At 35.8% G+C, this 26,315-nt stretch carries 28 protein-coding genes; 11 read left to right on the top strand and 17 right to left on the bottom strand.

All coding sequences use genetic code 11. From position 1 onward, the window contains the following. Positions 1–138 precede the first annotated feature (138 nt). From I6760_RS09910 to iolE, 11 genes are all read left to right on the top strand, one after another. Complete coding sequence (locus tag I6760_RS09910) at positions 139–912, top strand: DeoR/GlpR family DNA-binding transcription regulator (RefSeq protein ID WP_196594268.1); 774 nt, start codon at positions 139–141, stop codon at positions 910–912. A gap of 377 nt (positions 913–1,289) precedes the next feature. Then, positions 1,290–2,441, top strand: coding sequence for an iron-containing alcohol dehydrogenase (locus I6760_RS09915; protein WP_196594269.1), 1,152 nt, complete (start codon positions 1,290–1,292; stop codon positions 2,439–2,441). A gap of 26 nt (positions 2,442–2,467) precedes the next feature. Further along, on the top strand, positions 2,468–3,313 hold the full coding sequence (locus tag I6760_RS09920) for a class II fructose-bisphosphate aldolase (protein WP_196594270.1): 846 nt from the start codon (positions 2,468–2,470) through the stop codon (positions 3,311–3,313). Positions 3,314–3,326: 13 nt separating this feature from the next. Beyond that, on the top strand, positions 3,327–4,361 hold the full coding sequence (gene iolC, locus I6760_RS09925) for a 5-dehydro-2-deoxygluconokinase (RefSeq protein ID WP_196594271.1): 1,035 nt from the start codon (positions 3,327–3,329) through the stop codon (positions 4,359–4,361). Beyond that, the gene (locus I6760_RS09930) at positions 4,358–5,155 is read left to right on the top strand and encodes a 5-deoxy-glucuronate isomerase (RefSeq protein ID WP_196594272.1); all 798 of its coding nucleotides are present in this window, start codon (positions 4,358–4,360) and stop codon (positions 5,153–5,155) included. The genes iolC and I6760_RS09930 overlap by 4 nt, the downstream gene beginning before the upstream one ends. Before the next feature lie 30 nt (positions 5,156–5,185). Further along, positions 5,186–7,132 (top strand): 3D-(3,5/4)-trihydroxycyclohexane-1,2-dione acylhydrolase (decyclizing), encoded by a 1,947-nt coding sequence (gene iolD, locus I6760_RS09935; RefSeq protein ID WP_196594273.1) that lies wholly within the window; start codon positions 5,186–5,188, stop codon positions 7,130–7,132. Between the two features lie 508 nt (positions 7,133–7,640). Further along, the gene (locus I6760_RS09940; RefSeq protein ID WP_196594274.1) at positions 7,641–9,068 is read left to right on the top strand and encodes a sugar porter family MFS transporter; all 1,428 of its coding nucleotides are present in this window, start codon (positions 7,641–7,643) and stop codon (positions 9,066–9,068) included. Between the two features lie 42 nt (positions 9,069–9,110). Further along, positions 9,111–10,004, top strand: coding sequence for an AraC family transcriptional regulator (locus I6760_RS09945; RefSeq protein ID WP_196594275.1), 894 nt, complete (start codon positions 9,111–9,113; stop codon positions 10,002–10,004). A 202-nt stretch (positions 10,005–10,206) separates the two neighbouring features. Next, complete coding sequence (locus I6760_RS09950; protein ID WP_196594276.1) at positions 10,207–11,061, top strand: sugar phosphate isomerase/epimerase family protein; 855 nt, start codon at positions 10,207–10,209, stop codon at positions 11,059–11,061. A gap of 135 nt (positions 11,062–11,196) precedes the next feature. Beyond that, positions 11,197–11,418, top strand: coding sequence for a hypothetical protein (locus I6760_RS09955; RefSeq protein WP_196594277.1), 222 nt, complete (start codon positions 11,197–11,199; stop codon positions 11,416–11,418). A gap of 265 nt (positions 11,419–11,683) precedes the next feature. After that, positions 11,684–12,571: a myo-inosose-2 dehydratase gene (gene iolE, locus I6760_RS09960; protein WP_196594278.1), complete on the top strand. Its 888-nt coding sequence runs from the start codon at positions 11,684–11,686 to the stop codon at positions 12,569–12,571. A 75-nt stretch (positions 12,572–12,646) separates the two neighbouring features. Here the strand turns inward: iolE and pilO are convergent, their stop codons facing one another. The 17 genes from pilO to I6760_RS10045 all read right to left on the bottom strand — a co-directional run bounded on the left by pilO (position 12,647) and on the right by I6760_RS10045 (position 26,309). After that, positions 12,647–13,207 carry a type 4a pilus biogenesis protein PilO gene (gene pilO, locus I6760_RS09965; protein WP_196594279.1) on the bottom strand — a complete coding sequence of 187 codons (561 nt, stop codon included), beginning with the start codon at positions 13,205–13,207 and terminating at the stop codon, positions 12,647–12,649. A 10-nt stretch (positions 13,208–13,217) separates the two neighbouring features. Next, positions 13,218–14,372 (bottom strand): PilN domain-containing protein, encoded by a 1,155-nt coding sequence (locus I6760_RS09970; RefSeq protein WP_196594280.1) that lies wholly within the window; start codon positions 14,370–14,372, stop codon positions 13,218–13,220. Then, on the bottom strand, positions 14,356–14,814 hold the full coding sequence (locus I6760_RS09975; RefSeq protein ID WP_196594281.1) for a hypothetical protein: 459 nt from the start codon (positions 14,812–14,814) through the stop codon (positions 14,356–14,358). Before I6760_RS09975 ends, I6760_RS09970 begins: the two co-directional genes overlap by 17 nt. A 7-nt stretch (positions 14,815–14,821) precedes the next feature. Continuing rightward, a complete protein-coding gene (locus I6760_RS09980; RefSeq protein ID WP_196594282.1) occupies positions 14,822–15,358 on the bottom strand; it encodes a hypothetical protein in 537 nt (178 codons plus the stop codon). Next, entirely contained in the window at positions 15,351–15,725 is a 375-nt protein-coding gene (locus tag I6760_RS09985) for a hypothetical protein (RefSeq protein ID WP_196594283.1), read from the bottom strand. The genes I6760_RS09980 and I6760_RS09985 overlap by 8 nt, the downstream gene beginning before the upstream one ends. After that, positions 15,725–16,159 (bottom strand): type II secretion system protein, encoded by a 435-nt coding sequence (locus I6760_RS09990; RefSeq protein ID WP_196594284.1) that lies wholly within the window; start codon positions 16,157–16,159, stop codon positions 15,725–15,727. Before I6760_RS09990 ends, I6760_RS09985 begins: the two co-directional genes overlap by 1 nt. Further along, entirely contained in the window at positions 16,156–16,695 is a 540-nt protein-coding gene (locus I6760_RS13100) for a prepilin peptidase (RefSeq protein WP_196594285.1), read from the bottom strand. The genes I6760_RS09990 and I6760_RS13100 overlap by 4 nt, the downstream gene beginning before the upstream one ends. A gap of 55 nt (positions 16,696–16,750) precedes the next feature. Beyond that, a complete protein-coding gene (locus I6760_RS12965; protein WP_196594286.1) occupies positions 16,751–17,149 on the bottom strand; it encodes a type IV pilin protein in 399 nt (132 codons plus the stop codon). Positions 17,150–17,257: 108 nt separating this feature from the next. After that, complete coding sequence (locus I6760_RS10005; protein ID WP_196594287.1) at positions 17,258–18,478, bottom strand: type II secretion system F family protein; 1,221 nt, start codon at positions 18,476–18,478, stop codon at positions 17,258–17,260. Positions 18,479–18,493: 15 nt separating this feature from the next. Then, a complete protein-coding gene (locus I6760_RS10010) occupies positions 18,494–19,507 on the bottom strand; it encodes a type IV pilus twitching motility protein PilT (protein WP_196594288.1) in 1,014 nt (337 codons plus the stop codon). Continuing rightward, a complete protein-coding gene (locus I6760_RS10015) occupies positions 19,497–20,768 on the bottom strand; it encodes a GspE/PulE family protein (RefSeq protein ID WP_196594289.1) in 1,272 nt (423 codons plus the stop codon). The genes I6760_RS10010 and I6760_RS10015 overlap by 11 nt, the downstream gene beginning before the upstream one ends. Further along, entirely contained in the window at positions 20,768–21,637 is an 870-nt protein-coding gene (locus I6760_RS10020) for a shikimate dehydrogenase (RefSeq protein ID WP_196594290.1), read from the bottom strand. Before I6760_RS10020 ends, I6760_RS10015 begins: the two co-directional genes overlap by 1 nt. Positions 21,638–21,666: 29 nt before the next feature. Continuing rightward, positions 21,667–23,196 (bottom strand): YifB family Mg chelatase-like AAA ATPase, encoded by a 1,530-nt coding sequence (locus I6760_RS10025; protein ID WP_196594291.1) that lies wholly within the window; start codon positions 23,194–23,196, stop codon positions 21,667–21,669. Between the two features lie 24 nt (positions 23,197–23,220). Beyond that, the gene (locus tag I6760_RS10030; RefSeq protein WP_196594292.1) at positions 23,221–23,793 is read right to left on the bottom strand and encodes a UbiX family flavin prenyltransferase; all 573 of its coding nucleotides are present in this window, start codon (positions 23,791–23,793) and stop codon (positions 23,221–23,223) included. A 4-nt stretch (positions 23,794–23,797) separates the two neighbouring features. Beyond that, positions 23,798–24,157: a YraN family protein gene (locus tag I6760_RS10035; protein WP_196594293.1), complete on the bottom strand. Its 360-nt coding sequence runs from the start codon at positions 24,155–24,157 to the stop codon at positions 23,798–23,800. 4 nt (positions 24,158–24,161) lie between these two features. Continuing rightward, entirely contained in the window at positions 24,162–24,464 is a 303-nt protein-coding gene (locus I6760_RS10040; protein ID WP_196594294.1) for an EscU/YscU/HrcU family type III secretion system export apparatus switch protein, read from the bottom strand. 21 nt (positions 24,465–24,485) lie between these two features. After that, a complete protein-coding gene (locus I6760_RS10045; protein WP_196594295.1) occupies positions 24,486–26,309 on the bottom strand; it encodes a hypothetical protein in 1,824 nt (607 codons plus the stop codon). Positions 26,310–26,315: the final 6 nt, after the last annotated feature.

The raw sequence follows: 26,315 nt of genomic DNA on the forward strand, positions 1-26,315 counted from the left end.
AGTTATATGATAAGGCTATTGTATCAATAGTAATAATGTATTATAATGTTATCAATAAATGACAAAAACAATACCAATATATTTTAATGATATATTGGTATTGTTTTTCCATACTAAATTTGAGAGGAATGTTTTCCTATGAAAATAGATCGAATAAACAATATAAAAGAACTGCTGCAGGAAACTAATACAATTTCCATAGATAGGCTCTGTGATAAATTTGGTGTATCTAAAAATACAATACGGCGTGATATTAATGAATTGGAAAAACAGGATATAGTAAAAAAAGTATACGGGGGAATAATGCTCAAGCAAAATACGGGGGAACCGGAACCTTTTGCGTCCAGAGAGGTAAAAAATTCTGAGCAAAAGAAAATTGTAGCAAAGCTCGCAGCAGGTTTTGTAAAAGATAATGATGTCATATTTATTGATTCAGGGACAACAACGATGCATCTTATTCCTTATCTGGCAAATGTGAGAAACCTTACCATACTGACTACCAGCCTGTATATAATTAATGCAGCTGCTAATTATGCCCAATTTAATATTATTTGTACGGGTGGAACTTTTTATTATCCTTCTAAGGCATTTATCGGTTCTAGTGTCTTGAAATGCCTGAACAATTATAATATATCAAAAATATTTCTAGCATCAGCAGGAGTTTCTTTGGAAAATGGTGTGACAAATACATCTCCGCTGGAATGTGAAACTAAAAAATTTATGATGGAGAAAACTGCACCTAAAATATTGTTGATTGATTCATCGAAACTTGATGTATCGTCACTTATGACATATGCGCAGTTGAAAGATTTTAACGATGTTGTTATTGATAATAGACCACCTCAGAAATATTTGAATTATTTTAAAAGTAATAATGTGAAATTATATTACCCAGACGAAGATAAATATTAATAAAATAAAATATATTTGTGCAAGGCTGCTATATCAAAAAATTTCTGTTATAGTACTATAGGTTTTTGACTATATATAGTAAATAGAGTTATTTGATAGAGCAGTTTTTTAGTATGTTTATATTTAGGCTGAGAATATATATTTTTTTTATTACTATAGATAATATATAACCAATGCTGTATTGAGAAATAAGGTATTGATTTTGTATTTTTTAGTAGAAATTATGTTGACTGGCATAAGATAAATTAAATATTATTTTATATCACTTTTTGATAAAAATATATTGATATTTTTGTTATTTTGTATTATATTATAACCATAATATAATCAATTTATAACTTAATATTACAAAATATACTCAAAAAGGAGATACGTTAATGTCTAAAATATTTTTTGTTCCTAATAAAATTTTATCAGGTGAAGGCGCCATAAATGATATAGGTAAATATTTAAAAAACAAGGGAAGTAAGGCACTTGTAGTTACTGATAAATTCATGGTGAAGTTTGGTAATGCGAAAAAAGTCACAAATGCGCTTGACGCATGTAATATAGGATATACTATTTATGATGGAGTAAATGGGGAACCTACCGATATTATGGTAGAAAAAGGTGTAGAATTATATAAAAAGGATAATTGTGATTTTCTCATCGGACTGGGAGGCGGAAGCCCTATGGATACAGCTAAGGCAATAGGGTTTATGTCCGTAAGCAAGGGAAATATCAGTGATTATATGCACAAGTCAATAGATGCCCATGTCCCATATTTGGTAGCAGTTCCCACTACTGCTGGTACGGGATCGGAAGCTACCCAGTTTACGATTATTTCAGACACGAAAAATAATGTAAAAATGCTTTTGGCTGGGCCGTCAATTTTACCACAGCTGGCAATAATTGATCCTTCATTTACGCTAACTGCACCGCCAAAAGTTACAGCCGCTACGGGAATAGATGCATTATGCCACGCGATAGAAGCTTACACTTCCAGAAAAGCACAGCCTCTTTCCGATATATTTGCTCTTTCGGCAATAAAACGCATTCATGAAAATCTGCCAATATGTTTTAACGATGGTAATAATACTAAGGCCAGAATGCAGATGTCCTTGGCTGCTACGGAGGCGGGTATAGCTTTTAATAATTCTTCTGTTACTATTGTTCATGGGATGAGTCGGCCAATAGGGGCACTTTTTCATGTGGCACATGGCATATCAAATGCAATTCTCCTTGTTGCCTGCATGGAATTTGCAGTTAAGGAAAATACAAAGCGTTTTGCTGAAATTGCTCGTATTATGAAAGTAGCAGATAAAAGTATAAGTGATGATGCGGCAGCAGAAAATTTGGTTAAAGAATTGTCACGCTTTTGCCAATCTTTAGAAGTGCCTACATTAACACAATTAAATATTAACAAGGAAGAATTTATGGGACAATTGGAAAAAATGGCTGAAGATGCAATAGATAGCGGTAGTCCGGCAAATACTATGCGCCAACCTACAAAAGATGATATCGTGGCGATATATAAAAAATTGTTTTGAGAAATATGATATAGGGGGAGTTATAGATGGCGCTTGTAAAAATGGGGGAGCTTCTGCAGTCAGTAAAAGATAATTCTTATGCTATAGGGTCATTTAATGTATCCAATATGGAAATGGCAATGGGAGCAATAGAAGCTGCTGAATATATGAAAGCACCTATTATGATCCAGATAGCAGAAGGAAGGCTGCGGTATTCACCGCTTGAATTGTTGGGACCAGTAATGATAGCTGCAGCGAAGCTGTCAAAGGTTCCAATAGCAGTTCATCTTGATCATGGGTTTTCATTAAAAACGATAAAGCTGGCCTTGGAACTGGGATTTACTTCGGTAATGTTTGATGGGTCTAAATATCCACTAGAGGAAAATATAAGGCTTACTAAAGAAGTAAGGAAACTTGCTGATGAGTACGGTGCGGATGTTGAAGGGGAAATAGGAAAAGTCGGTGGGGCTGAAGGTGACTATAAGGATGTAGATATAGCTATTACCAGTGTGGCAGAAGCAGAACATTTTGCTGCGGCTACAAAAGTCACGGCAATGGCAGTCGCTATAGGAACGGCACATGGCAATTATAAGGTAGAGCCAAAACTTAGGATTGATCGGCTTAGGGAAATAAATGCAGCAGTAAAATGTCCTTTGGTTTTACACGGTGGTACAGGGTTGACTAAGGAGGATTTTCATAATTGTATTCATAACGGAATCAAGAAAATCAATATTGCTACGGCTTCTTATGATAGTGCTGCTGCCTGCGTGAGAAAAACAATCGAGAATGATAAAACTGCTGGCTATTTTGCGGTCAGTGATGCAATAGTAAAAGGAACAAGGGAAAATATTGTTAAACATATGGAAATCTTTGGATTAAAAAATAAACTTTAAGGCAGTGATAAAAATGGCATTATTGGATTTTGATGAAGGCAAACCTATGGATGTAATACCCATGGGGCGCGCAACAATAGATTTTAATCCTAATGAACTTAACAGAACACTGGATAAAGTCAGAACGTTTACTATGTATCTCGGAGGAAGCCCGGCTAATATTGCGGTTGGATTGGCAAAATTGGGCAAGAAAGTGGGATTTATAGGAGCTGTATCAGATGATCAATTTGGAACTTTTGTGGAAAGTTTTTTTCAGGAAAGGGATATTGATACAAAATATATTGTCAGAGTAAAAAATGGGGCAAAACTGGGACTAACTTTTACTGAAATATCCAGTCCTGTTGACAGCCAGATTCTAATGTACCGTAATATGGCGGCTGATTTGATGATTTCCCCGGAAGATGTATCAGAAGAATATATCAGCAATAGCAAAATATTATTGATTTCTGGCACAGCTCTGGCTGCCAGGCCATCCCGGGAAGCATGTTTTATGGCAATGCGCTATGCCAGGGAACATGGCACGAAAATAATTTTTGATATTGATTATCGACCCTATAATTGGGATAGTCTTTCTGAAGTGAGTATATATTATTCACTTGCCGGGCAGATGAGTGATGTTATCATGGGGTCACGGGAGGAATTTGATTTAACGGAAAATCTGCAATATGGGCATAATAAAGTTGCTGATCACGAAATTGCTGATAAATATATAAGACTGGGAAATAAAATAGTCATAATAAAACATGGGAAAAAAGGCTCAGTTGCTTATGGTGCTGACAAAAAAGCATATAAGGTGGATTCATATAAGGTAAAACTTTTGAAGTCTTTCGGTGGAGGCGATGCATATGGATCAGCGTTTATTTATGGCTTATTAGAACACTGGGAATTGCCACAGTGCCTGCGTTGTGCAACGGCTCATGCTGCTATGGTGGTGGCAAGTCACAGCTGCTCGGAAGCAATGCAAGATATAAAATCCATTTATAAGTTTATTAATGAACGAAAGGATGAACAGGTTATAATTCCTGTAGATTGGAAGGTTATATTATGAATGAAAAGAAATTTGGGCGTTTAGGCAGAATTTTAAAACATGGCTATAATAGAATGGTTACAGTACAGAGTAATGCAATGATGGATATTGGCTATCAGGTAATGAATAAAGGGGAAAAAGTTTCTTTTACTGCTGCGGATAAAGAAATGGCCTTTGTGATTTTAACTGGTGAGATTACTATAGCATGGGAAAATAATAGTAAAAAGATGAAAAGAATATCGTTATTTGACGAAAACCCATACTGTCTTCATGTTTGCCGGGGACTAACGGTAACTATTGAAGCACTAAATGATGCTGAAGTCCTGATACAAAAGACAGAAAATGACAAAGACTTTTCTGCTAAATTTTATCGTCCTGAAGATGTACAATGTGATGTCTTTGGTAAGGGACAATGGGGCGGTTGTGCGGAACGGACTGTGCGGACGATTTTTGATTATGAAAATGCACCGTATTCCAATATGGTAAATGGTGAAATAATAAATAAACCAGGACGCTGGACGAGTTATATACCTCATTTTCATCCGCAGCCGGAAGTGTATACTTATAAATTTGATAAACCACAAGGGTTCGGTGGATGCTTTATTGGTGATGAAGCTTTTAAAATATCGCATAACAGCTGGTGTTCTGTGCCGGGAGGGCAGACTCATCCTCAGGTCGCGGCACCTGGCTATGTTATGTGGTATAGCTGGATGATAAGGCATTTACCCGGTAATCCGTGGGTAAAAACACGTACTGACGATAAGGAACATATATGGCTTTTAGATAAAAATGTAAAAATATGGCCAGAAAAATAGTTTATATAAGTAATGAGGGGAATGGATAAAATGGCTAAAACGATCCGCCTTACTACGGCACAGGCACTAGTGAAATTTTTAAATAATCAATATATTGAATTTGATGGCAAAAAAAATAAAATGTTTAAGGGAATATTTACCATTTTTGGTCATGGCAATGTAATTGGTCTGGGACAAGCATTGGAGGAAGATCCGGGAGAGCTGATAGTTCACCAGGGACGCAATGAGCAGGGGATGGCACATGCAGCGATGGGATTTGCCAAGCAGAAGCTGCGAAAACAGATTTATGCCTGTACTTCCTCAGTAGGACCAGGAGCAGCTAATATGGTGACAGCAGCGGCAACAGCAACGGCAAATTGCATTCCGGTGTTGTTTTTACCAGGCGATGTTTATGCTACACGGCAGCCTGATCCGGTGTTGCAGCAAATTGAACAACCGACAAATCTTTCTATCAGTACTAATGACGCATTTAAAGCGGTGAGTAAATATTGGGATAGAATAACAAGACCCGAACAACTTATGACAGCTATGATTAATGCGATGCGGGTGCTTACTGATCCGGCCGACACTGGGGCAGTAACGATTGCCTTACCACAGGATGTTGAAGGGGAAGCTTATGGTTATCCGGAATATTTTTTTGCTAAAAAAGTACATAGAATTGATCGTAGACCGCCGACTACAGATATGATCAATGATGCTGTAAAGCTTATAAAGGCAAAGAAAAAACCGCTCCTTATATGTGGAGGCGGAGTAAAATATTCTGAAGCATGGGATACTTTTAGAAATTTCGCCCATAAATATAACATTCCATTTGGAGAAACTCAGGCAGGACGAGGATTGATAGTCTGGAATGATAAAATGAATCTTGGTGGTATAGGTGAAACTGGTGGATTGGCAGCTAATATAATAGCAAAAAAAGCTGACTTAGTAATCGGAGTTGGGACGCGTTATACGGATTTTACTACTTCGTCCAAATGGTTATTTCAAAATCCACAAGTGAAATTCCTTAATATAAATGTGTCGGAATTTCATGCATATAAACTCGATGGGATGCGGGTAGTAGCTGATGCTAAGGCAGCATTGGAGGCAATAGACAGTGCTTTAGACAAAGCGGGCGGGTATAAGTCAGCTTATGTTAATGAAATAAGAGAAGCAAAAGAAAAATATGATACAGAAGTAGACAGGGTATACCATGTAAAATATACTGGAAAAGATTTTGTTCCTGAGGTGAATGATGCGCTTGACCATGAAAAAGTTTTTGAGGAATTTCATAACATTACTAATTCATATATGACACAGACAAATGCTTTAGGAATATTAAATGAGTTTTTGGATGATAAATATGTGGTAATTGGATCTTCGGGTTCATTGCCCGGAGATTTGCAAAGAGTATGGAGAGTGAAAGAAAAAAACAGTTATCATGTTGAATATGGTTTTTCCTGTATGGGATATGAGGTCAATGCAGCTTTGGGTGTAAAAATGGCAGAGCCTGACAAAGAAGTGTATGCTTTTGTAGGTGACGGTTCGTATATGATGCTGCATTCAGAGCTTCCTACTTCTATTCAAGAACATAAAAAAATAAATATCATTTTATTTGATAACATGGCATTTGGCTGTATTAATAACCTTGAAATAGGACATGGAATGGGAAGCTTTGGTACTGAATTCAGATTTCGCAATGAAAAAACTAACAAACTTGATGGTGGATTGGTGCCTGTTGATTTTGCTATGAATGCAGCTTCTTATGGTTGTAGAACTTATAAAGTGACAACAGCCGAAGAGTTGAGGCATGCTTTAGCAGATGCCAAAAAGCAAAGTGTTTCTACACTTATAGATGTAAAAGTGCTGCCAAAAACAATGGTGCATGGATATGGAGATTGGTGGCGCGTAGGAGTTGCTGCAGTATCAAAAAATCCACGTATTAATAAGGTATATGAGGAAACCTATAAAAAAATAAAGCAAGCTAGAGAATATTAATAATACGAAGCTGCCATATCAATAATATTGGTTTTGTAAATTTACAGTCGAGTGCCGCTCTGTAGTTTATCTCCTTTTAATGCGGATGAAAAAATGAAATATAGTATATTTACGGGAAAATATATGCATGTAGCAGCTTCGCAGAAAATAATTATAGCATCATTCATAATAATAATTTATTTATTAATATATTATTATTATAAAATATATTAATAAACATAATAAGGTATATTGCTTTAAATGCATTAATGTAATATTTTTTATACTGATTGTGAAAAAATTGTCATTTACTGTAACCAGAATGGTAAGATAGTAAATCCACTATTAATTAACAGAATTTTTCCATTTACCTATATTAAATAGAATCTTAAGAACAATATAAATTATTACTAAATGGTTACTGCATATGAAATACAGTTATTATAAAAAATAATAACTGTATTCAGAAATGTGATTATCTATAAACTGGATAATAATTGTAGATGTTTTAAAAATGGGAGGATAAAATATGGCTACTCAGTTAAATATTAAAGGTAAAAATTTTTTGCGAAAAATAGCATTTTCTGCTACATTTGGGGCATTATTATTTGGGTATGATACCGGTGTAATAAATGGAGCATTGCCTTTTATGGCTGCCCCTGATCAGTTGAATCTAACTCCGGCTATGGAAGGAATGGTTGCCAGCAGTCTTTTGCTGGGAGCTGCTTTGGGAGCTTTTTTTGGTGGCCGCATAGCTGATATTAAAGGCCGACGAAAAATGCTGCTTATTTTATCGGTAGTATTCTTTTTTGCTACAATAGGTTGTGCTTTATCACCAAGTTTTGATGTGATTATAGTTTTTCGCTTTATCTTAGGGATTGCAGTGGGCGGTGCTTCGGTAACAGTTCCTGCGTATTTGTCAGAAATGTCACCAGTAGAAGGGCGCGGTCGGTTGGTTACCCAGAATGAACTGATGATAGTATCAGGACAGCTGATGGCATTTGTTATGAATGCTATTCTGGCAGTTTTTTTTGGTGAAGCTGGTCATATATGGCGCTGGATGTTGTCTGTTGCCACAATACCGGCAGTTTGCTTGTTTGTAAGTATGTATCGTATGCCGGAAAGTCCGCGTTGGCTTGTTAGACAAGGTTTAATTACAGAAGCACTAGGTGTTTTAAAGAAGATACGTAATGAAGAAGAAGCTGTTGTGGAATTAGAAGAAATTAAGACTAATATTGAACGTGAAAGTTCGGTAAAACAAGTTAAATTGAAAGAATTAGGAACACCGTGGATTCGCCGGATTGTTTTTATAGCAATTGGTATTGCCATGTGTAATCAACTTGGCGGAGTTAATTCTGTTATGTATTATGGCACGCAGATTCTCCAAAATGCAGGATTTAGTACAAATGCAGCAATTGTTGGTAATATAGCTAATGGCGTCATTTCGGTACTCGCTACATATTATGGTATTTATCTTATGAAGCGCCACGGTGTTCGTAAACTTTTGATGCTAGGGTTTGTTACAACAATGGTCTGTCACATTATTATTGGGACATCAAGTCTTTTATTTGCTCATAGAGAATTTTTCCCTTATTTTATATTATTGATGACAGTTACCTTTATGATGTGTAATCAAGGCTTAATTGCACCAACTACATGGCTGCTCCTTTCAGAAATATTCCCGATGCGCTTGCGTGGTATGGGTATGGGGGTGGCAGTTTTATGCATGTGGCTTACAAATTTTGCAATAGGACTAACATTTCCAGTGTTGTTATCTATTGTAGGATTATCAGGAACTTTTTATACTTTTGCTTGTATCGGCGTAGTAGCTTTGATTTTTGTAAAGTTCTGGGTCCCTGAAACTAAAGGACGTTCTTTGGAAAAAATTGAAGAAGACTTTAGAGCCTATGGGGCAAATGATGAAGAAAAAGCAAAACAATATATAGAAAAATTATGAATATATTTAAAGAATTAATAATTTAAGTAAGGAGGAAGAAGGGTGACAGTACAGCATTATTTGAAAAATGGTTTTGAACCGGGGATCGAAAAAGATACACAGCTATTATATGTATCTGAAGCAGACCAAACACAGGCAAATTATCCATCATTACTGCATCTGCACACTGATAGGCTGGAACTTGTCTATGTATATGATGGTGAAGGAATACATCGTATAGGTAATAATCTATATAGTGTAAAAGCAGGAAATTTATCAGTTTTTAATTGTAATGTGCTGCATGATGAAATGGCTAGTCCTGATGTGGGAATGAGTTTTTTTAATTGTGCTGTAAGGGGAATAAAAATTAAGGGACTGCCGGAAAATCATTTGCTGGCTGATAATATAAATCCAGTATTACAGTGTGGAGATAATAGTGGGTTTATAGAAAATATTTTTCGCCAGATGAAGTTTCAGCTGGCAGAGAATAAAAATGGAGCAGAAACGGTATGTCAATATCTGACTGAAGCCTTACTGTGTATCATTACCAGACAGATTCCATTGGAAGTGATTAATAAGGACAATGGAGAAAATGAATTAATAATACAGGTAAAGGAATATATAGATAAGCATTATTTTGAAAAGCTTACATTCAGCAGGATGTGTAAAATCATGCACATAAGTGAATCTTTTTTATCACATAAATTTAAAAAAATAACAGGTTTTTCTCCGATACAGTATATAACACGGCGGCGAATAGGAAAGGCCCAGAGTTCTTTAATAAGTTCTGATGTGAGTATTACTGATATTGGTGCGGAAGTAGGCTACGACAGTACCAGCTATTTTAATATGATTTTTAAGAAGACTGTAGAAATGGCACCTTTGGAGTATAGACGTTATTGGATTGGTGGAGAACAATATAGAAAATTGGATGCTTTAAACCATTGCCGAATATGATATTTGTCATCTTCCTAAACCACTGTGCCAGATTTTTACATTTTTGTTTGTGATATAGTAAACTTTTTTGAATATTCCAAGTATAAGTTTTATATAAGTATGCAAGATACTGTAAGTATTATAAAAGAGAAAATATTATAATATAAGTACAAACAAATATATATATGATTTACTGCGATAATGAAGGGAGAACTATAAAAAAATGAAATTAAGTATGAATGAAGCTACTGCTTTAGAAAAATCATCTTTAGTTAAAGATTTGGAACTTTGCGAAAAATATAATTACGATTATATTGAAATTCGCACGATGGATTGTCTGCCTGACTATTTGAAAAATCATAGTATTGATGATCTGGCTGAATTTTTCCAAACGCATAAGGTAAAGCCGTTAGCGTTTAACACTTTGTGTTATTTTAATAATCGCAAGCCTGAAGATTATAAAAAAATACTTGGCGAGTTGAAATATATGTGTGAAGTAGGTAATAAAATAGGCTGTAATACAGTCATAACAGTACCTACTGTCGATTTGGAAAAAGTTACTTGTTCACAGATACGTAAATCAGCGGTTGAATGCCTCAGTGAAATGGCGGATTTGGCTGCGAATTACAATATGCGTTTATCAGTAGAATTTATCGGACATCAGGCAGCGTCAATAAATACTTTTGGGCAGGCATATTCTATAATTAAAGAAATTGACAAAAAAAATCTGGGTATTACTCTTGACTGCTTCCATTTTCATGGAATGGCTTCCAGAATTGAAGATTTGGAAAAAGCTGATGGGAATAAAATCTTTATTGTGCATTTGAATGATACGGAAGATTTTCGAACCGGAGTACTGTTGGATGAAGACAGGGTATGGCCTGGTGATGGCTGCATTAAGCTGGGAAAAATATTCCATGCCTTGAAAAAGATTGGCTGGAAAGAAGATATAGTTTCTCTGGAGTTATTCCGCCCAGAATATTATCGAATGGACCTGGATGATGTATATCGTATTGGTAAAGAAAAGTCTATTGCGGTTATTGACAAGATAGACATGATAGAAAAAGGGTGGATATAAGCAGTAAATAATATAGTAGATATCAATAAAAATAATCAATTGTGATAATTTTGAATATAAAAGCTTTGATGGATTTTGTTGACAGGTATAATAGATGTGTTATACTGATGGCAATAAATTTAGGGGGCTTTTATAGTGAAAAGATTATTGGTGTTGACCACAATGATTACCTTAGCTGGTGGGACAATACTTTCAATAATAGCGGGATCATGGCTTTTACTGGTAGTAGCTGCAATATTCATGGGCGGTAGTATCATCATTAGCTATATCGGGGGAATGCTGGCCGTATCTGGTATGGAAAATGATGAACAAAGGCCGAATACTGTTTGTTCACATATATGTACAGAAAAGCAATGATACGGTTAAGAAGAAAATATATTACGAAAGTGTAATTATTATTGATTAAGTATGCACCTGTTGATGGTATTTGTGTTTATCATCAGCGGGTGCTTTTTTTGCATAAAACATAAGAAGATAAATTATTTTACCATGGATTGGGCTTTTTCGGTATTCTTAAGGATAAATGTAATTTAGGCTGGTTTTTATAGAATAAAATATTTTAATATTTCGTAGTCGTTGGTACAATGTGAAACAATATAATAATAATTTACAGGAGGAAAAAATGGGAAAAATACAATTGGGAATTTGTCCTATCGGCTGGACAAATGATGATATGCCGGACTTGGGGAAGGAAAATACGTTTGAACAATGCATAAGTGAAATGGCACTTGCTGGTTTTACTGGTTGTGAAGTCGGAGGTAAATTTCCCCGAGATACTAAAGTATTGAAAAAAGCTTTGTCTTTGCGCAAGCTGGTAATTGCCAGTGCTTGGTTCAGTTCTTTTTTAACAAGTAAGCCATATGATGCAACTGCAAAATCATTTATTGAGCATCGGGATTTTCTTTATGAAATGGGAGCAAGAGTTATTGTTGTAGCAGAACAGGGAAATAGTATTCAAGGACAGATTGATACGCCGTTATTTGCTAATAAACCTCATTATACAAAAGAACAGTGGAAAATTGTACCTGAAGGATTGAATAAACTGGGGGTGCTTGCCAAGAAAAAAGACATGACTTTGGTTTATCATCATCATATGGGTACAGGTGTTCAGACCGAGGAAGAAATTGATAAACTTATGGAACTTACAGATCCTGATTATGTTTCGTTGTTGTATGATTCTGGTCATTTAGTATGTTCAGGTGAAGATCATCTGCGGATATTAGAAAAATATATTGACCGGATTAAACATGTGCATTTGAAAGATGTCAGGACGAAGATAGTAAAAAAAGTAAAAGAAGAAAATTTAAGTTTTCTAAAAGGTGTAAGAATGGGAATGTTTACGGTGCCGGGTGATGGTGATATAGATTTTAAACCAATTTTTTCTATTTTGAATAAACATAATTATAATGGTTGGGCTTTAGTTGAAGCAGAACAGGACCCTGCAATTGCTAATCCGCTAGAATATGCACAAAAGGCACGTGCTTATGTTAAAAAGATAGCAAATTTATGATTGTTTTTAGAAAAAATAAATATGGTTTTTATTATGTCAAAATGTATTTGTCTATGGTATGGGGCAAATAAAAATTTATTGAATATTGTTGTCAGTAGACGGAGTATCTTTTTGGAGAAAGTATATTTGGAGCAGCAGATCTGTTTGTAATAAAGCTGTTTGTTTATTTACAGTCATTTTTTTTATGATGTTATAACGTGGCAGCTCATTCAGATCACGCAGAAATAGCAGTAGACTAAAATAATCTGCTGCTATTTTTATTTTTATAAGATGGCTGCTGTATGGATCAGAGCTGTTTACGGTGTCAAGTGGTTCGATTGACAGGAGGGATATGTTATCTTTAGTGGCAGCAGTTTGGATTTCGGTGATAAATTTTGTGTCGTTAGCTGTGTCAGGTAGTTTATCCTGCCAATATTGTTTTTGCTGCTGTAGGCGGACTTGAAAATCTTCCATATTGTCATGCTGGGCGGCAAAGTTTTGTAAGGCAGTTATCTGCTGTTCATTTTTAAGGAAGTTTGATTTTAGCTGTTCCATGTGACCGCGGTAAGGAATGTAAATCAGGCAGTAAATAGATAAGGACCAGATAAAAAAAATAATGATGGTAATAATAAGATATTGTTTGTCTTTTCGTTGCATAGGATTACCTTTATTGGACTAATTTGAGGGTGAATTCAAGAGGATAAGCGGTTTCTTTTTTTATTACTGATGATAAGGAAATATGGGGCAGGGAATGATCTTTTACGGCGGATATGTATTTGTTTAAAGAATTACTATCATTTGCCCGGCCGCTGATAAAAACAGTGTTTCTTTCATATTTTATGCTGGTAAGATATACAGAACTTGGGCAGACGAATCCCAGACTGCCCATTATGGAATAACATGAAAAGGTATGGGGATTAAGTTTTATTAAGATTGCCTGACGTCTGGCTATATCCTGGCTATATAATATTGTTTTGTCTTTTTGTCTGGACAGTGTTTCCATGTTATGCAGCTGAATAGTCTGCTCGCTGATGTTTTTATTGGTGGCAATGGTTTTTAATCGGCAGGTCAGCATGATTGTTATTGTTAAAATCAGCATGATCGTCAGGAACAGCAGTGATAAACGGTGCCAGTTATAAAAGGGAGGTTTTAGTGTATCTGGCAGAAGGTTATTAGTGTCACTTTTAGCTAATATTGTCTGTGCAGTCTGCAATAAATAGTCGGGAGGAATTTCGGCAGCGGTCAAGGGAAATTTGAAGACAGCATGGTCATTGTTGTTTTTCAGCATAAAAGTGTTTGTTCCCTGATAGATATATTGATAAGGCTGTATGGGAAATACACCGTATAGTTTAAGACCAGCCTGGGAGCAAAGCTGGCATATTGTTGAAATATATGTTTTGGTTATGGCATATATAGTGACTATAAATGTTTGGGGAAAATGTTCTACAGAAAAAGCATAAAGGGCTGCATTATCTAAAGGACTGCTGCCTTTTATTTCCCAATAAACGGCCTTTTTAAGTTCATTATTAGTCATAGGAGGAAATTCATTTTGCCAGGCAGATAAAAATTTGTCTGATATATTTATAATTATAGGATAGTTTTGACAGCCATTTTTTAAAATAAAGGCTTTTAATTTTTCAAGTGGTAAGACATTACCTGAATTCAGTCCATCTATGGTATGGTGTTCAATGTTTTTTATATACCATATGTTTTTAGAATTGGTGACTATTGCCAGGTAAATACCGCTGTCAGTTATTGTAAGGGCAATTGTTTTGCTTTTGCGTTCTACGAAAAGAAAAGCAAATTTATTGATTATATTCATTATGATAGTCCCATCGTAATATGGAAAATATATGTTTGTCTTCCTTTATATAAACAGTTACAGATTTTGCTGCGTTATCGAATTTGCTTATGGAAGTCAATGAAAATAAGGAGTTGGTATAATTAAAAAATTGAAAATAAACGTCACACACAAGATGATGATTTTTATTATAACTGTCGACGTGCAAAAGGTTTTTCTTGTAAACTGCCGGCTGTTCCCGGGCCGCACTATATATTTGGTCATAAAGTGTTGGATTATTACACAGCTGTGCAAAGGTTTTTTCCAAGGAACTTTCAGCAAGATACTGAGCTTTTTCATTGTTGATACTGAGAAGGGATATTTTTTGTTCATTGGAAAAAATGAGAAAAAAATTGGCTGCCAGGAAAATCATTGGTAATAAAAAACATAAACCTGTTAAGGTAAAAAATCCTTTTTTATCCATAAATACCTCAGTTTAATTTGCGCTTTCCCAGCATAACAACAGCTGTTTTAAGATAAAAGTACTTTGTTGCATGTGTCTGTTCAGATCCTTTTATATCTAATAAATAAGTGCAGTTTTCCGATGAAGGGGAAAGAGGTCTGCATGTAAATCTTATATAGGTACTGCAAAATATATTATCACCGGTCAAAGGGTTGTCATTTTTTAATATACGGGGATAGTAGGCAAGGTCATCCTGGCGATATATTATGTGAGTAAGAGAATGACTGCTGTCATTGGCAGCATGGGTGGTAATGTTTATGATATCGTGACCGTCTTTGGTGTAGATATTAATTGAATCAGCATATTTTATGTCTTGTATTATACATTCAGCAGCAAATTTCATTTGGGAGCGCAGCTCAAGAGCATAAAGATTTTTTAAGTAATTATGCAGCATAGATAAGAAGATTACGGAAAAACTTATCATTATTATAATAAAAATATTTATTGATAATAATGTTTCTAATAAAATACTGCCGGATGTGTTTTTCAGGAAATTTTTAATCATTTGTATATACCGTTTTTTCCAGTGATAATAATTTTTCATGGGAATTTTCTTTCCAATAAATAATTGTTGTAATATGTTTTAAATTATTGTCAGGGATTACAGTTGTTTTTATGGTAAAAATGAAATTATTTAAATTTATTTTTTGATTTGAATTTATTTTATAAGTAAAGTTTTTTTCGTGCGATAATAACTGTCCCTCGGTGATCGCGATTTCTTTTTTTGCCAGATATAAGGCTGTTATCTGGGCATTTTCTGCTGTTTGGGCATCAGCGTAAATATGATATACAGTAAAAACAGTGCCAGCTGTGAGTAAAAGTAAGCTTAATATTAATATTTGTGGCAGCATAATAAATCCTTTTTGTCCCATTATTTATCGATCCTTATGCGGCCATAAGCATTTATAATTACTTTTCTGGTGTAATTTTTGTCGCTTATTTTTATGGTAGAGGCAGTGTTAGTATATTTGCTGCCGCGGTTGAAACGGATTATTCCGCCCTTATTGGCTGACAATAAAATGTCCTTTGGCATAGTAATGATAGTGGGTGGTAAATATAGCTGATTATGAATTTCGTATGATTGTTTGTTAACTACTATATATGGTCTAAAATAAGGACTTTCAGGCAAGGAGAAACTTTTTTCCTGGATTAACCGTAAGTTACTGGTTAAGTATTGGGCCTGAAAATCTATTTGCATTTTTTTGGTTACTAATATCTGCGGCATGGCTATACTGAATAGTAGTGATAAAATAAATAATGCTGTGATTAGCTCGATATTTATGAAACCAGAATGGCTTTTTTTCATAGGAGGGTCCATTTCTCTAATATATTTGCTATATGGTCATGAAATAAGACGGCGGCAAAAGCTCCCAAGGACAGAAAGGGGGCAAATGGTATAAGTGTGCTGGTATTTTTCTTTAAGTATATTATCAGATAAAGGCTAAATAATATTGCGGTGGATACGGTAATTAATACAGCTCCAATTATATCTGGGTAAGACAGCCAGACGGCTATGGTATATGATAGTTTTATATCACCACCGCCAATGGAGGATGATAATAGATATACAGGCAGAAAGACTATACTGATAAATAATAAGGCTAGTCCTGTATCGACAACTGAAATAGTGGTGCAGATATATTTTTGATATAAAAGGCCGCTTATAAAAAGTGGTGCTAAGAGATAATTGGGAATTATATATGTCTGGCAGTCGATATAAGATATTATGAATAAGGTGCTAAATAAGAAAGTCATAGATAATGTGTGTAGGGAAATCCCGCAAATGTTTATATACAAAAGGGGAATGAGAACTAGAAATGATTTTATAAATAATTTTTTCATTATGGCAGAATCCTTTTATACGGTTAGCTATTGCGGTAATTAATACAGCTGTTGTTTAATTAGCAGCGTGACCGAATTCTTTTAAGTAATGTCCCTGGCATGTGGCGGCAGTGCCATCAGGCGCGAGGGTATAGGATTTTGTAGTTATGTCTAATGTTTCACCGCTGCGTAAAAGGCATTTGCCCTGAGGAGGAGCTAGGGAGCTGATATCGTCTACGTATTCAGCTAGGTCTGTGGTCAAGTCCTGTGGATTTCTTCCATGCTGGATAAGATGCATAGTTATGGCAGTATTTAGCGTCTGCAGGTCTGATTGTATTTTAGCAGTATTGGCCAGGGCGATGGAGTTGCTGAATTTAGGGATGGCTAGGGCAGCTAATATACCGAGTATTACGATAACGATCATCATTTCCAGCAAGGTGAATCCCCGCTGGTCTTTTAGTAAAGATTTAGTCATTTTCTGCGGTAAGGTTATCAGAAGAATAAAAAATAGGAAAAATATGGCGTAATTTTTAGCAAAAACCTTACTGCATACACCTCACTTTCTTGTTATAATAGTTAAATATTACATGGGCAGCTTAGAAGCTGCATCAAACATGGGTAGAGCGATGCCTATTACAAATGTTCCTATAAGCAGGGAAAGAACTATAATCATAAATGGTTCAGCAAAGGCAGTAATACGTTTATAAAGAATATCTATATCGTTTTGATAAAATTTTGCTGATTGTCGCATGGTATAAGATAGGTTACCACTTTTTTCTCCAGTTAGGAGCATTTGCATAAATAGAGGGGGGAATATGTGTTCTTTCAATAATGCTGCTGACAGAGGAAATCCTTTTTGAATGCTGTTTTGGGCAGTTTGCAATATTCGTTTACAATAAACATTGGTTGTACTGGATAAAATAACATTGATCGCTTTATCTATAGTTATACCTGCTGATAGCATAATGTTAAGATTATTACTAAATTGGAAAATTTTTGTTTCTAGAAGAAGGGTATTTAGCACAGGCACTTTTAATATTGTTGTAAAGAATAATAACTTATTATGTTCATTATGCCATAATAGTTTAATTATAAAGAAGAGTATGAATAAAGCAATAACTATTGCCGAGTTATATTCACGGACAAATTTTCCGGACAAGAGAATTATTTTAGTGATCAATGGCAGTGGAATATGAATATTATGAAGCATAGTAGTAAACATTGGCAAAACAAATGTTATCATTATGGCCGCCGTGATAAAAAAAGTGCTGATGAGTATGAGGGGATATATGGCGGCTGTTTTTAATTTTTCTTTGGACAGATAATCACGCTCAAGGTAAGAGGCTGAGTCATTTAATATGTTATCTAATTTACCGCTGGCTTCTCCTATGGAAATGAGTGAAAGTAAGTTGTGAGGAAAAAATTCTTTGTATATATACAAGCTTTCTGATAATGATTTGCCTGTTTTTATTTGTAATGAAATATCATATAAAATATTTTTGAAAAATTTATCAGGACATTGTTCATGTATTGTAAAAATTGCATCATCCAGGGAAATACCTGATTTTAATAATATGCTGAGTTGTCGGCAAAAAGTAATAATATTATTTTGTTTGATTTTAGTGTGAGATAAGAGAGAAATTTTTGTATAGTGAGTTAATATAGGTTTTTTTTCGGTTAAATTGATGATGATATATTTTTGTGAGCGTAATGTTTCTATGGCTTCCCTAGAAGATCCAGCTTGGATGCTGCCCTGACAGTTTTTTCCTGTGCTGGTTTTTGCTTGATAAAGATATTTTTTCAAGATGAATTTCCTCAGTTAATCAATAAAATTTTTTTGTTTAAGACTGGCTATGGACATGGTCATTGTCTGCATGCCGATTTTTTTATTAGTTTGTATTATTGATGATATTTGCTGTGGTTTACCTGATACTATTAGGTTGCGTACAGCATCGGTGCTGAGTAGTATTTCCATTGCAGGGATTCTGCCGCCAGTTTTTCTAAGTAATAGTTTTTGGGATATGATGCCTTGCAGCGCTGTTGACAATTCCTGTCGGATCATATTTTGTTTTTTTTCAGAAAATAGGCTTTCTATTCTTGTAATGGATTCAGGAACATTTGCTGTATGCAGTGTTGATAGAACCAAGTGCCCTGTCTGGGCAGCAGTCAAGGCAGCCTGCATTGTTGGTTTGTCACGTATTTCGCCGATGAGCAGTATATCAGGATCTTGCCGCAGTGCATTTTTCAGTGCTTGGGAAAAGGAAAAAAAATCTCGTCCATATTCACGCTGGTGAATAAGGCTTTTTTGCGAAGTTAACAGATATTCTATGGGATCTTCCAGTGTTATTATATGGCAGGGAGAATATTCTGCCCTGTATTTTATCATGGAAGCAAGTGTGGTAGATTTGCCAGCACCTGAGGGGCCGGTGATAAGAATTAGACCGTTGGTTTTTTTTACAAGTATTTTTAGAATATCGGGATAGGCACTATCATTTTCCAGTGAATTTATATTTGGCTTTATAAGGCGCACGGCTAGAGCCGTTTCGTTATTTTGTTTATATATACTTATGCGTAACCGATGGTTCTTTATAGTAGATGACAAATCTACGGCTCTTTTTTGATAAAGAAGCTGTTTGTTTTTATTATATAACAGTTTATCTAATAATGCGCATATTTCTTCATTATTAAAGATAACAGGGGGGTGTACAGGGGACAAGGTACCATCAATGCGGTAAAAACAATTGTGGTTTGTTGTTATATGAAGATCGGAGCAGTTTTCCCCAGCGGATAAAATAAGTGTTTGGAATTTATCGTAGGCAATGTTAGTAATCATTCATTATCCTTATTATTTCTTCTATAGTAGTTTGTTTTTGTTTGACTTTGTCAATGGCATCGCTTATCAAGGGACGCATGCCATTTTTTACGGCTAACTGTGTTAAAAGGTCAATATTGGTATTTTCATATATGGCTTGTTTAATGTCCGAGTCAACACTAAAAATTTCCTGCACGGCAATTTGTCCTAAATAACCGCTGTTATTACATTTTGGACAACCGCGTCCATGAAAAAGATTATCAGGCGGGATTTTTTGCTTATGCATGAATTTATAAGCAGGGGAATTAGTCGCTGGCAGATATTTTTCCCGGCAATAGGGACATATACGCCGCAATAATCTTTGTGACAGACAGCCTGATAAAGTGGCTGCCAACAGGTAAGGTTTTATACCCAGGTCAAGCATTCGTAATACAGCACTGGCGGCATTTTTGGTATGGAGTGTTGACAATATAAGATGCCCTGTCAAGGCTGCTCTTACAGCGGCTTCAGCTGTTTTGCTGTCACGTATTTCGCCAATAAGAAGGATATCAGGATCTTGTCGCAGCATGGCGCGCAGTCCCTTTTCAAAGGTCAGGCCTGTTTTTTCGTTTACCTGAACCTGATTGATACCATTAAGTTTATATTCAACAGGATCTTCTATTGTTACAATATTTTTTTCTATTGTGTTCAATTCTTTTAGGGCGGCATATAATGTAGTAGTTTTTCCAGAATTGACAGGCCCGGTGTTTAATATAAGTCCGCTTGATCTGTGGAAAAGGGAATTAAATGCAGCATAATTTAGCGGGGACAAGGCTAATTCTTCTAGGGAAAGAAGTTTACCGGAAGTGTTTAGCAAGCGCATTACCATTTTTTCTCCATAAATTGTCGGTATAGTGGAAATTCTGATATCTATTGTTTTGTTTTTATATGTATAGGTGATATTGCCATCTTGCGGCTGTCGTTTTTCAACGATGTTTAGTTCTCCCAATATTTTTAGGCGGGAGATAATAAGGGGATGCAGGCTGATAGGGAGAGAAGCATATTTATTTAGGACACCATCTATTCGCAGTCTTATGGTAATTAAAGTGGTGGTGGGTTCTATATGAATATCACTGGCATTTTGGAAAATTGCGTCATTTATGATTTTATTGACTAGTTCGACTATAGGAGAACTACTTATGTTTATACTGGTGGTATTGGTAGATTTTTGTATTTGGTCAAATGAGCGAAGCGTTTTGTCGGCCAGCTCATTTAACGATAAATCAGTATTGGAAATAGTCATTATATTTTTTCCAGCAAGGCTTTATGCAAAGCAATCCGCATTAAATCAATGTCAATATTATGGCTGCCGGTCCATTTCTGCAAGGCAGCGGCACCTTGTCCGGCCAGCATGTATTCTCCATTTAGGATGATATTGTGGTTCTTTTCTGCTTCCAATAAAAATTTAGTTTTTTCTGGTGTATAAATTATGTCATAGATAACAGTGCGGGAAGCTATCTGGTTAAAATCAACAGGCGGCATTTCTTCGATGTAAGGATACATACCCAGTGGGGTAGTATTTACCAATAAATCGATTTTCGAAAGAAATTTGGTAAAGTTATTGTCCAGCCAGTTATAAACATGTATTTCACCTAAAGCAGAAAAATCACAAATAGTTTTTTGTGCTTTTTCTCTGTTACGCACACCAATATATAATTTTTTTACTCCTGCTTTGAGTAAACTGTAAATTACAGCTCTGGCTGCACCCCCGGCTCCCAAAACAGCTGCGATTTTGTTTTTTACGGAAAAGTTGATGGTACTGAGAGCATTTATAAAGCCTTCATGATCAGTATTATAGCCATACATTTTGTTATCTTTTATTACAACAGTATTAACTGCACCAATTAGTTTGGCTGCATCATCAATATAATCCAGATAGGGAATAATATTGATTTTGTGTGGAATGGTAACATTAAAACCCGTAAAGTTAAGTGCTTTCAAACCGGTAACAGCATTTCCTAATTGGCCTTTTTTTACGGGCATAGCAATATATGCGTAATCGAGATCCATGTTTTGTAATACGGTATTTTGAATAACTGGTGAAAGGGAATGTTGTATAGGATATCCGATAACACCAATATTTTTGGTTTTTCCTGTATAAATTACAGACAACTTTTATGACCTCCTTAAAAAGTGGATAATTACTTGCTAGTGTTTATGTTATTTTTGAATTGAATAGCCTCAGCAATGTGCTTTTCAGAAATGGTTGAGGAGTTGTCCAGATCAGCAATCGTACGGCTGACTTTTATTAATCTGTCATAGGATCGGGCACTTAAAGCCATCTGCTCAAAGACTATTTTTAGCATATTCTGAGCATTAGTAGTCAAGGGACATAGTTTTTTTATTAAAGCGTGATTCATTTGTGAATTGCAGTGCAGATGATATTTCACCAGACGGTCATACTGTATTTGCCGGGCTTTTTCTACTCGTTGGCGTATGGTTGCTGAACTTTCAGCCTTTTTGTCATTTATCATATCAGTATAATCTACGCGGGGAACTTGAATATGAATATCTATTCGGTCCAGCAGCGGTCCGGATATTTTTTTGGTGTAGCGCTTTATTTCATTGGGTGTGCAGGTACAATGATGTAATTTATCGCCTAAAAATCCGCACGGACATGGATTCATACTTGCTATAAGCATGAAGCTGGCTGGAAAAGTATATGAAGCGTTAATACGTGATATGGAAATTTCTCTGTCTTCCAGCGGTTGGCGTAAAACTTCAAGAGTAGATTTATTAAATTCAGGTAATTCATCTAAAAAAAGTACACCATTGTGACTGAGGGTTACTTCTCCCGGTTTGGGGATTGTGCCACCGCCTACCATTCCTGCATTGGAAATAGTATGATGCGGGCTGCGAAATGGACGCTGGAGTATGATGCCGGAATCTTTTTTTAATAAGCCGGCGATACTGTAAATTTTAGTTACCTCCAAGGCTTCTTGTTTTGACATGGCTGGTAAAATTGTTGCAGTCCGCCGGGCAAGCATTGTTTTGCCGGTGCCAGGAGCCCCGCACATTAAGACATTATGGCCGCCAGAAGCAGCAATTTCCAAAGCTCTTTTAGCAGTAAACTGGCCTTGGACATCAGAAAAATCATCCATGGACTCAATATTACTACCAATTGGAGATTCAGTCGCTTTTTGCGCTGAAGGGAGTGTCGTTTTGTTATTAAAAAAGTCTATTAGTTCTAGCAGACTGCCCAAGGGATAAACTGTGATGTTGTCTACTAATAGAGCTTCTTGTTCATTACCTTTGGCGAGAAACAAGAAGGGAATGTTATTTTCGTGACAGCTGATTGCCATCGGCAGTATACCGTGAATGGGACGCAGGTTACCTTCAAGAGATAATTCTCCGGCAAACATGGCATGCTGACAGCGGGATGGAGGTAAAAAACCATATGCGTCTAGAAGTGCGACTGCTATAGGTAAATCAAGGCCACAGCCATCTTTTTTTAAGTCGGCTGGTGCCAGATTTATAGTGATTTTACGGGGAGGCAGCTTTATACCTGAGTTTTTTATAGCAGTACGCACACGCTCTTTAGCTTCTCTTACAGCAGGATCGGGTAGACCAACTATATCAAATGATGGCAGGCCGTTTGATATATCAGCTTCTACTTCAATAATGATGCCGTTAATTCCGGCTGTAGCTGCACCGATGGTTTTAGCAAACATAGAAGGCCTTCTTTATATAAAATTTTATTCTCCCGTCCAGCGGGTAAATAAATTGTGTTCAATACCGAGTTGGTCACATATTTTACCTACCATGATGTTTATCAGGTCATCCAATTTCTGTGGTTTATGGTAAAATCCCGGGCAGGCTGGCACGATTCGTACACCAATACGTGATAATTTTAACATATTTTCTAAGTGCAAGGGACTTAATGGCGTTTCTCTTGGTACCAATATTAATTTTCTGTTTTCTTTTATGGTAACATCAGCGGCTCGGATAAGAAGATTATCGGTAATGCCTGCAGCAATTGAGCCAATAGTTTTCATGGAGCAGGGAAGAACGACCATGGCATCGCATAAAAATGAGCCGCTGGCTATTGAGGCGCCAATATTGTCAACATCATATATATAATCGGTATAGTTTTTCATATCATTTGTTGTAAGCTGACACTCATATTGAAGTACATCAATGCCGGAATGGGTTATTACAAGATGCGTTTCTATATTTACTGCCTGTAAAACTTCTAATAATTTTACGGCATATATAGAACCGCTTGCTCCTGTTATGCCGATGATGATTCGTTTTTTTCTTTTATTCATATTGTTAGATTTCAAAAGCTCCCTTTATATGATTTACTTTATAACAAGTAAATTGTTTATAATAAATTTCAATAATATCAAAACGATAATTTACTGGTAAGTTTTGGTGCAGGAGAATATAAAATTCTGCTGTATGGATAATTTTTCGTTGTTTTTTTATATCTACAGCTTGAGCTGCAGTGCCAAAAAAAGTATTTTTTCTTGTTTTTACTTCTACAAAAATTAAAAAAGACCCTTTTTTAGCTATTATGTCTATCTCACCATATTTTGAAAAAAAGTTCATATTTAATATTTTATAACCCTGCTTTTGTAGAAAATCAGCAGCGCATTTTTCTCCTAAACTGCCTATCTTTTTTTTATCCATAATATTATAGTTTCGGTTTAGGTTTTTTATTTTTGTCAATACGATATACATAAGCAAGAATTTCTGCTACTACTGCATATAGCTCTGGAGGAATTTCTCTATCCAATTCAAGAGCCATTAGCATACTTACAAGAGTTTTATCCTGATATATGGGAACAGAGTTCTTTTGTGCTGCCTGTAAGATACTTTCTGCTGTATATCCTCGGCCCTTGGCAACTACCCTGGGGGCTTTTCCTTTTTTTTCCTGATAGCGTAAGGCAACAGCTTTTTTATCCGGGGGAAAAGTATTGTTGTTGTTTTCTTCCATGACGATTAACTCCTGATTTTTTTAATCTATAGCACCAATTTTTAATTCAGTAAGGGTGAGCTTTGATTTGTGAAGATATGCGCGTAAATCAGGCAGATAGTCTTCAAATGATAAAGCGGTATTTTCATTGGAAAAGGCCAGCCGAATGTTCAGGTTTTGTTTGTTATACAGCCGGAGAATAACTTCTACAGCACCGGCATTTTCTGTTAGGCAGCATACTCGAAGCCATGTTTCATACTGGGTTTCTCCGTTTGCAGTGTTTTTGTGGCCTTCGTTGTATACATTCACATATGTCGGATAGCTTTTATGTTCGTCAAGAAATACGGGCAGTATAAAGTCAAGAGATTTTTGTGTGGAGGAAACTGTTGAACTGCTGGAAAAGGAATGATTCATTATTTTAGAAAAATCTTCAATATCCTTTCCTGTTTGCTTTAATGTTTCAGCATGGGTAGTATTTATTGTACTTATATCACTTAATTGAACAAATGTCCATAGTTTTGGCAGATTGGGGAGTTCCTGCTCATTGGCAGCTTCTGATATGACACCAGGGATATTTTGTTCAACAACTTGTAGAGCTTTTTGCAGCTGTTTGATGTTTTCTAAAGGAAAATCAGTATTATTTACAAATTGTTTGAGCAATTCGGTGTCCTGGGGTGTCAGGGTATTGGACTTTAAGACTAGGTTACCCATTTCTTGTAATGTGTGCAGGCTCTGGGGAGTATTATTTATAGTATATGATAAAAGAGGAGATTTGCTTTGACCAGTGATATTAGTGCTGGTGTTTTGCTGGGAAACAGCAGCTTTTCCCGTGTTATTAGCTGGCAGCTCTGGGGTTGCTGAGGTTTTTCCCTTTACAGCAGTGGAGGTGGTATCAGTTTGTTTTTCGGTAGAAATGATATTTTGTTTTTCATTTAGAGGTATACTCCGAGTATTTGTTTGAGTTGGTGTGGTTTCAATGCCAGCTTGATTTTTACTTATGGTAGTATCTGGAGAGAGTTCTGATAAGACAGAAGTTTTAGGTTTTACGTTATTTTCCAGTGCAGGCTGTTTATTGTGTATGGCAGGAGAAATAATCTTTTCCGGAAGTACTGTGTGGGTAGTGGCAGAAGCAGCAGAAGCCCCCGTGGAAATAGACGATGAATTTTGTTTAGCACTGTTGTCACTGCCAGAATTAGCTGCTGTAACAGTTGTGTGAGGATTTTGTTTAAATAATGTTTCCAATAAGTTTTTTAATGTCTGCATGTTTTTATTAAGTGGACTGCTTAGCTCCTGATTGTCAGATGGAGTAGAAGATAAGAGATTTTTCAAGGCTGGAGGCAGGTCTTTGACAGTTTTGCCGTTAAGTAGATTAAAAGAAGTTTTTAATAAATCCACTGTATTTGGCATTTGAGGATCTTCGCTAATTAAGGAACGAAAATTGCTTAGTAAAGTTTTTATATCTGCTGGCAGACCATTGAAATTATTATTTTCTATGAGATCACCAAGCTGGGTGAGAAATTTTCCCAATAAAGCTAGTTCATCAAAGGCATATCGTTTGGCCTGGATGGTATCGCTGAGTCCCTGGGATAAAGTTTTGTCCAAAGAAAAAGAGTTTTGCAGAATATCCTGAATTAGTTTTTGGATTTCTGGCGGCAGGTCCTCAATATTATTATTTTGTGTACTGGTTATTTCTGACAGGATTTTTGATAGATCAGTAATAGCACTGCGTATTGATACATCTGTTTGTGGACGAAAACCAGAAGATGTATCAATGGTCTCTTGGGTGGAATTACTTTTATCAACGGGTTCTGATGTTGTAGGCTTTTGTGTAGGATTAGCCGCATTTATTTGTGGTTGTATAGGCATAGCAGT

This window comes from Pectinatus sottacetonis (assembly GCF_015732155.1).
GTDB lineage: Bacteria > Bacillota > Negativicutes > Selenomonadales > Selenomonadaceae > Pectinatus > Pectinatus sottacetonis.

Excerpts from the sequence above, each read along its gene's own strand:
- I6760_RS09910 (WP_196594268.1), top strand. The coding sequence starts at position 139 with ATGAAAATAGATCGAATAAACAATATAAAAGAACTGCTGCAGGAAACT.
- I6760_RS09915 (WP_196594269.1), top strand. The coding sequence starts at position 1,290 with ATGTCTAAAATATTTTTTGTTCCTAATAAAATTTTATCAGGTGAAGGC.
- I6760_RS09920 (WP_196594270.1), top strand. The coding sequence starts at position 2,468 with ATGGCGCTTGTAAAAATGGGGGAGCTTCTGCAGTCAGTAAAAGATAAT.
- iolC (WP_196594271.1), top strand. The coding sequence starts at position 3,327 with ATGGCATTATTGGATTTTGATGAAGGCAAACCTATGGATGTAATACCC.
- I6760_RS09930 (WP_196594272.1), top strand. The coding sequence starts at position 4,358 with ATGAATGAAAAGAAATTTGGGCGTTTAGGCAGAATTTTAAAACATGGC.
- iolD (WP_196594273.1), top strand. The coding sequence starts at position 5,186 with ATGGCTAAAACGATCCGCCTTACTACGGCACAGGCACTAGTGAAATTT.
- I6760_RS09940 (WP_196594274.1), top strand. The coding sequence starts at position 7,641 with ATGGCTACTCAGTTAAATATTAAAGGTAAAAATTTTTTGCGAAAAATA.
- I6760_RS09950 (WP_196594276.1), top strand. The coding sequence starts at position 10,207 with ATGAAATTAAGTATGAATGAAGCTACTGCTTTAGAAAAATCATCTTTA.
- iolE (WP_196594278.1), top strand. The coding sequence starts at position 11,684 with ATGGGAAAAATACAATTGGGAATTTGTCCTATCGGCTGGACAAATGAT.
- pilO (WP_196594279.1), bottom strand. The coding sequence starts at position 13,207 with ATGCAACGAAAAGACAAACAATATCTTATTATTACCATCATTATTTTT.
- I6760_RS09970 (WP_196594280.1), bottom strand. The coding sequence starts at position 14,372 with ATGAATATAATCAATAAATTTGCTTTTCTTTTCGTAGAACGCAAAAGC.
- I6760_RS09975 (WP_196594281.1), bottom strand. The coding sequence starts at position 14,814 with ATGGATAAAAAAGGATTTTTTACCTTAACAGGTTTATGTTTTTTATTA.
- I6760_RS09980 (WP_196594282.1), bottom strand. The coding sequence starts at position 15,358 with ATGATTAAAAATTTCCTGAAAAACACATCCGGCAGTATTTTATTAGAA.
- I6760_RS09985 (WP_196594283.1), bottom strand. The coding sequence starts at position 15,725 with ATGGGACAAAAAGGATTTATTATGCTGCCACAAATATTAATATTAAGC.
- I6760_RS09990 (WP_196594284.1), bottom strand. The coding sequence starts at position 16,159 with ATGAAAAAAAGCCATTCTGGTTTCATAAATATCGAGCTAATCACAGCA.
- I6760_RS13100 (WP_196594285.1), bottom strand. The coding sequence starts at position 16,695 with ATGAAAAAATTATTTATAAAATCATTTCTAGTTCTCATTCCCCTTTTG.
- I6760_RS12965 (WP_196594286.1), bottom strand. The coding sequence starts at position 17,149 with ATGACTAAATCTTTACTAAAAGACCAGCGGGGATTCACCTTGCTGGAA.
- I6760_RS10010 (WP_196594288.1), bottom strand. The coding sequence starts at position 19,507 with ATGATTACTAACATTGCCTACGATAAATTCCAAACACTTATTTTATCC.
- I6760_RS10015 (WP_196594289.1), bottom strand. The coding sequence starts at position 20,768 with ATGACTATTTCCAATACTGATTTATCGTTAAATGAGCTGGCCGACAAA.
- I6760_RS10025 (WP_196594291.1), bottom strand. The coding sequence starts at position 23,196 with ATGTTTGCTAAAACCATCGGTGCAGCTACAGCCGGAATTAACGGCATC.
- I6760_RS10030 (WP_196594292.1), bottom strand. The coding sequence starts at position 23,793 with ATGAATAAAAGAAAAAAACGAATCATCATCGGCATAACAGGAGCAAGC.
- I6760_RS10035 (WP_196594293.1), bottom strand. The coding sequence starts at position 24,157 with ATGGATAAAAAAAAGATAGGCAGTTTAGGAGAAAAATGCGCTGCTGAT.
- I6760_RS10040 (WP_196594294.1), bottom strand. The coding sequence starts at position 24,464 with ATGGAAGAAAACAACAACAATACTTTTCCCCCGGATAAAAAAGCTGTT.
- I6760_RS10045 (WP_196594295.1), bottom strand. The coding sequence starts at position 26,309 with ATGCCTATACAACCACAAATAAATGCGGCTAATCCTACACAAAAGCCT.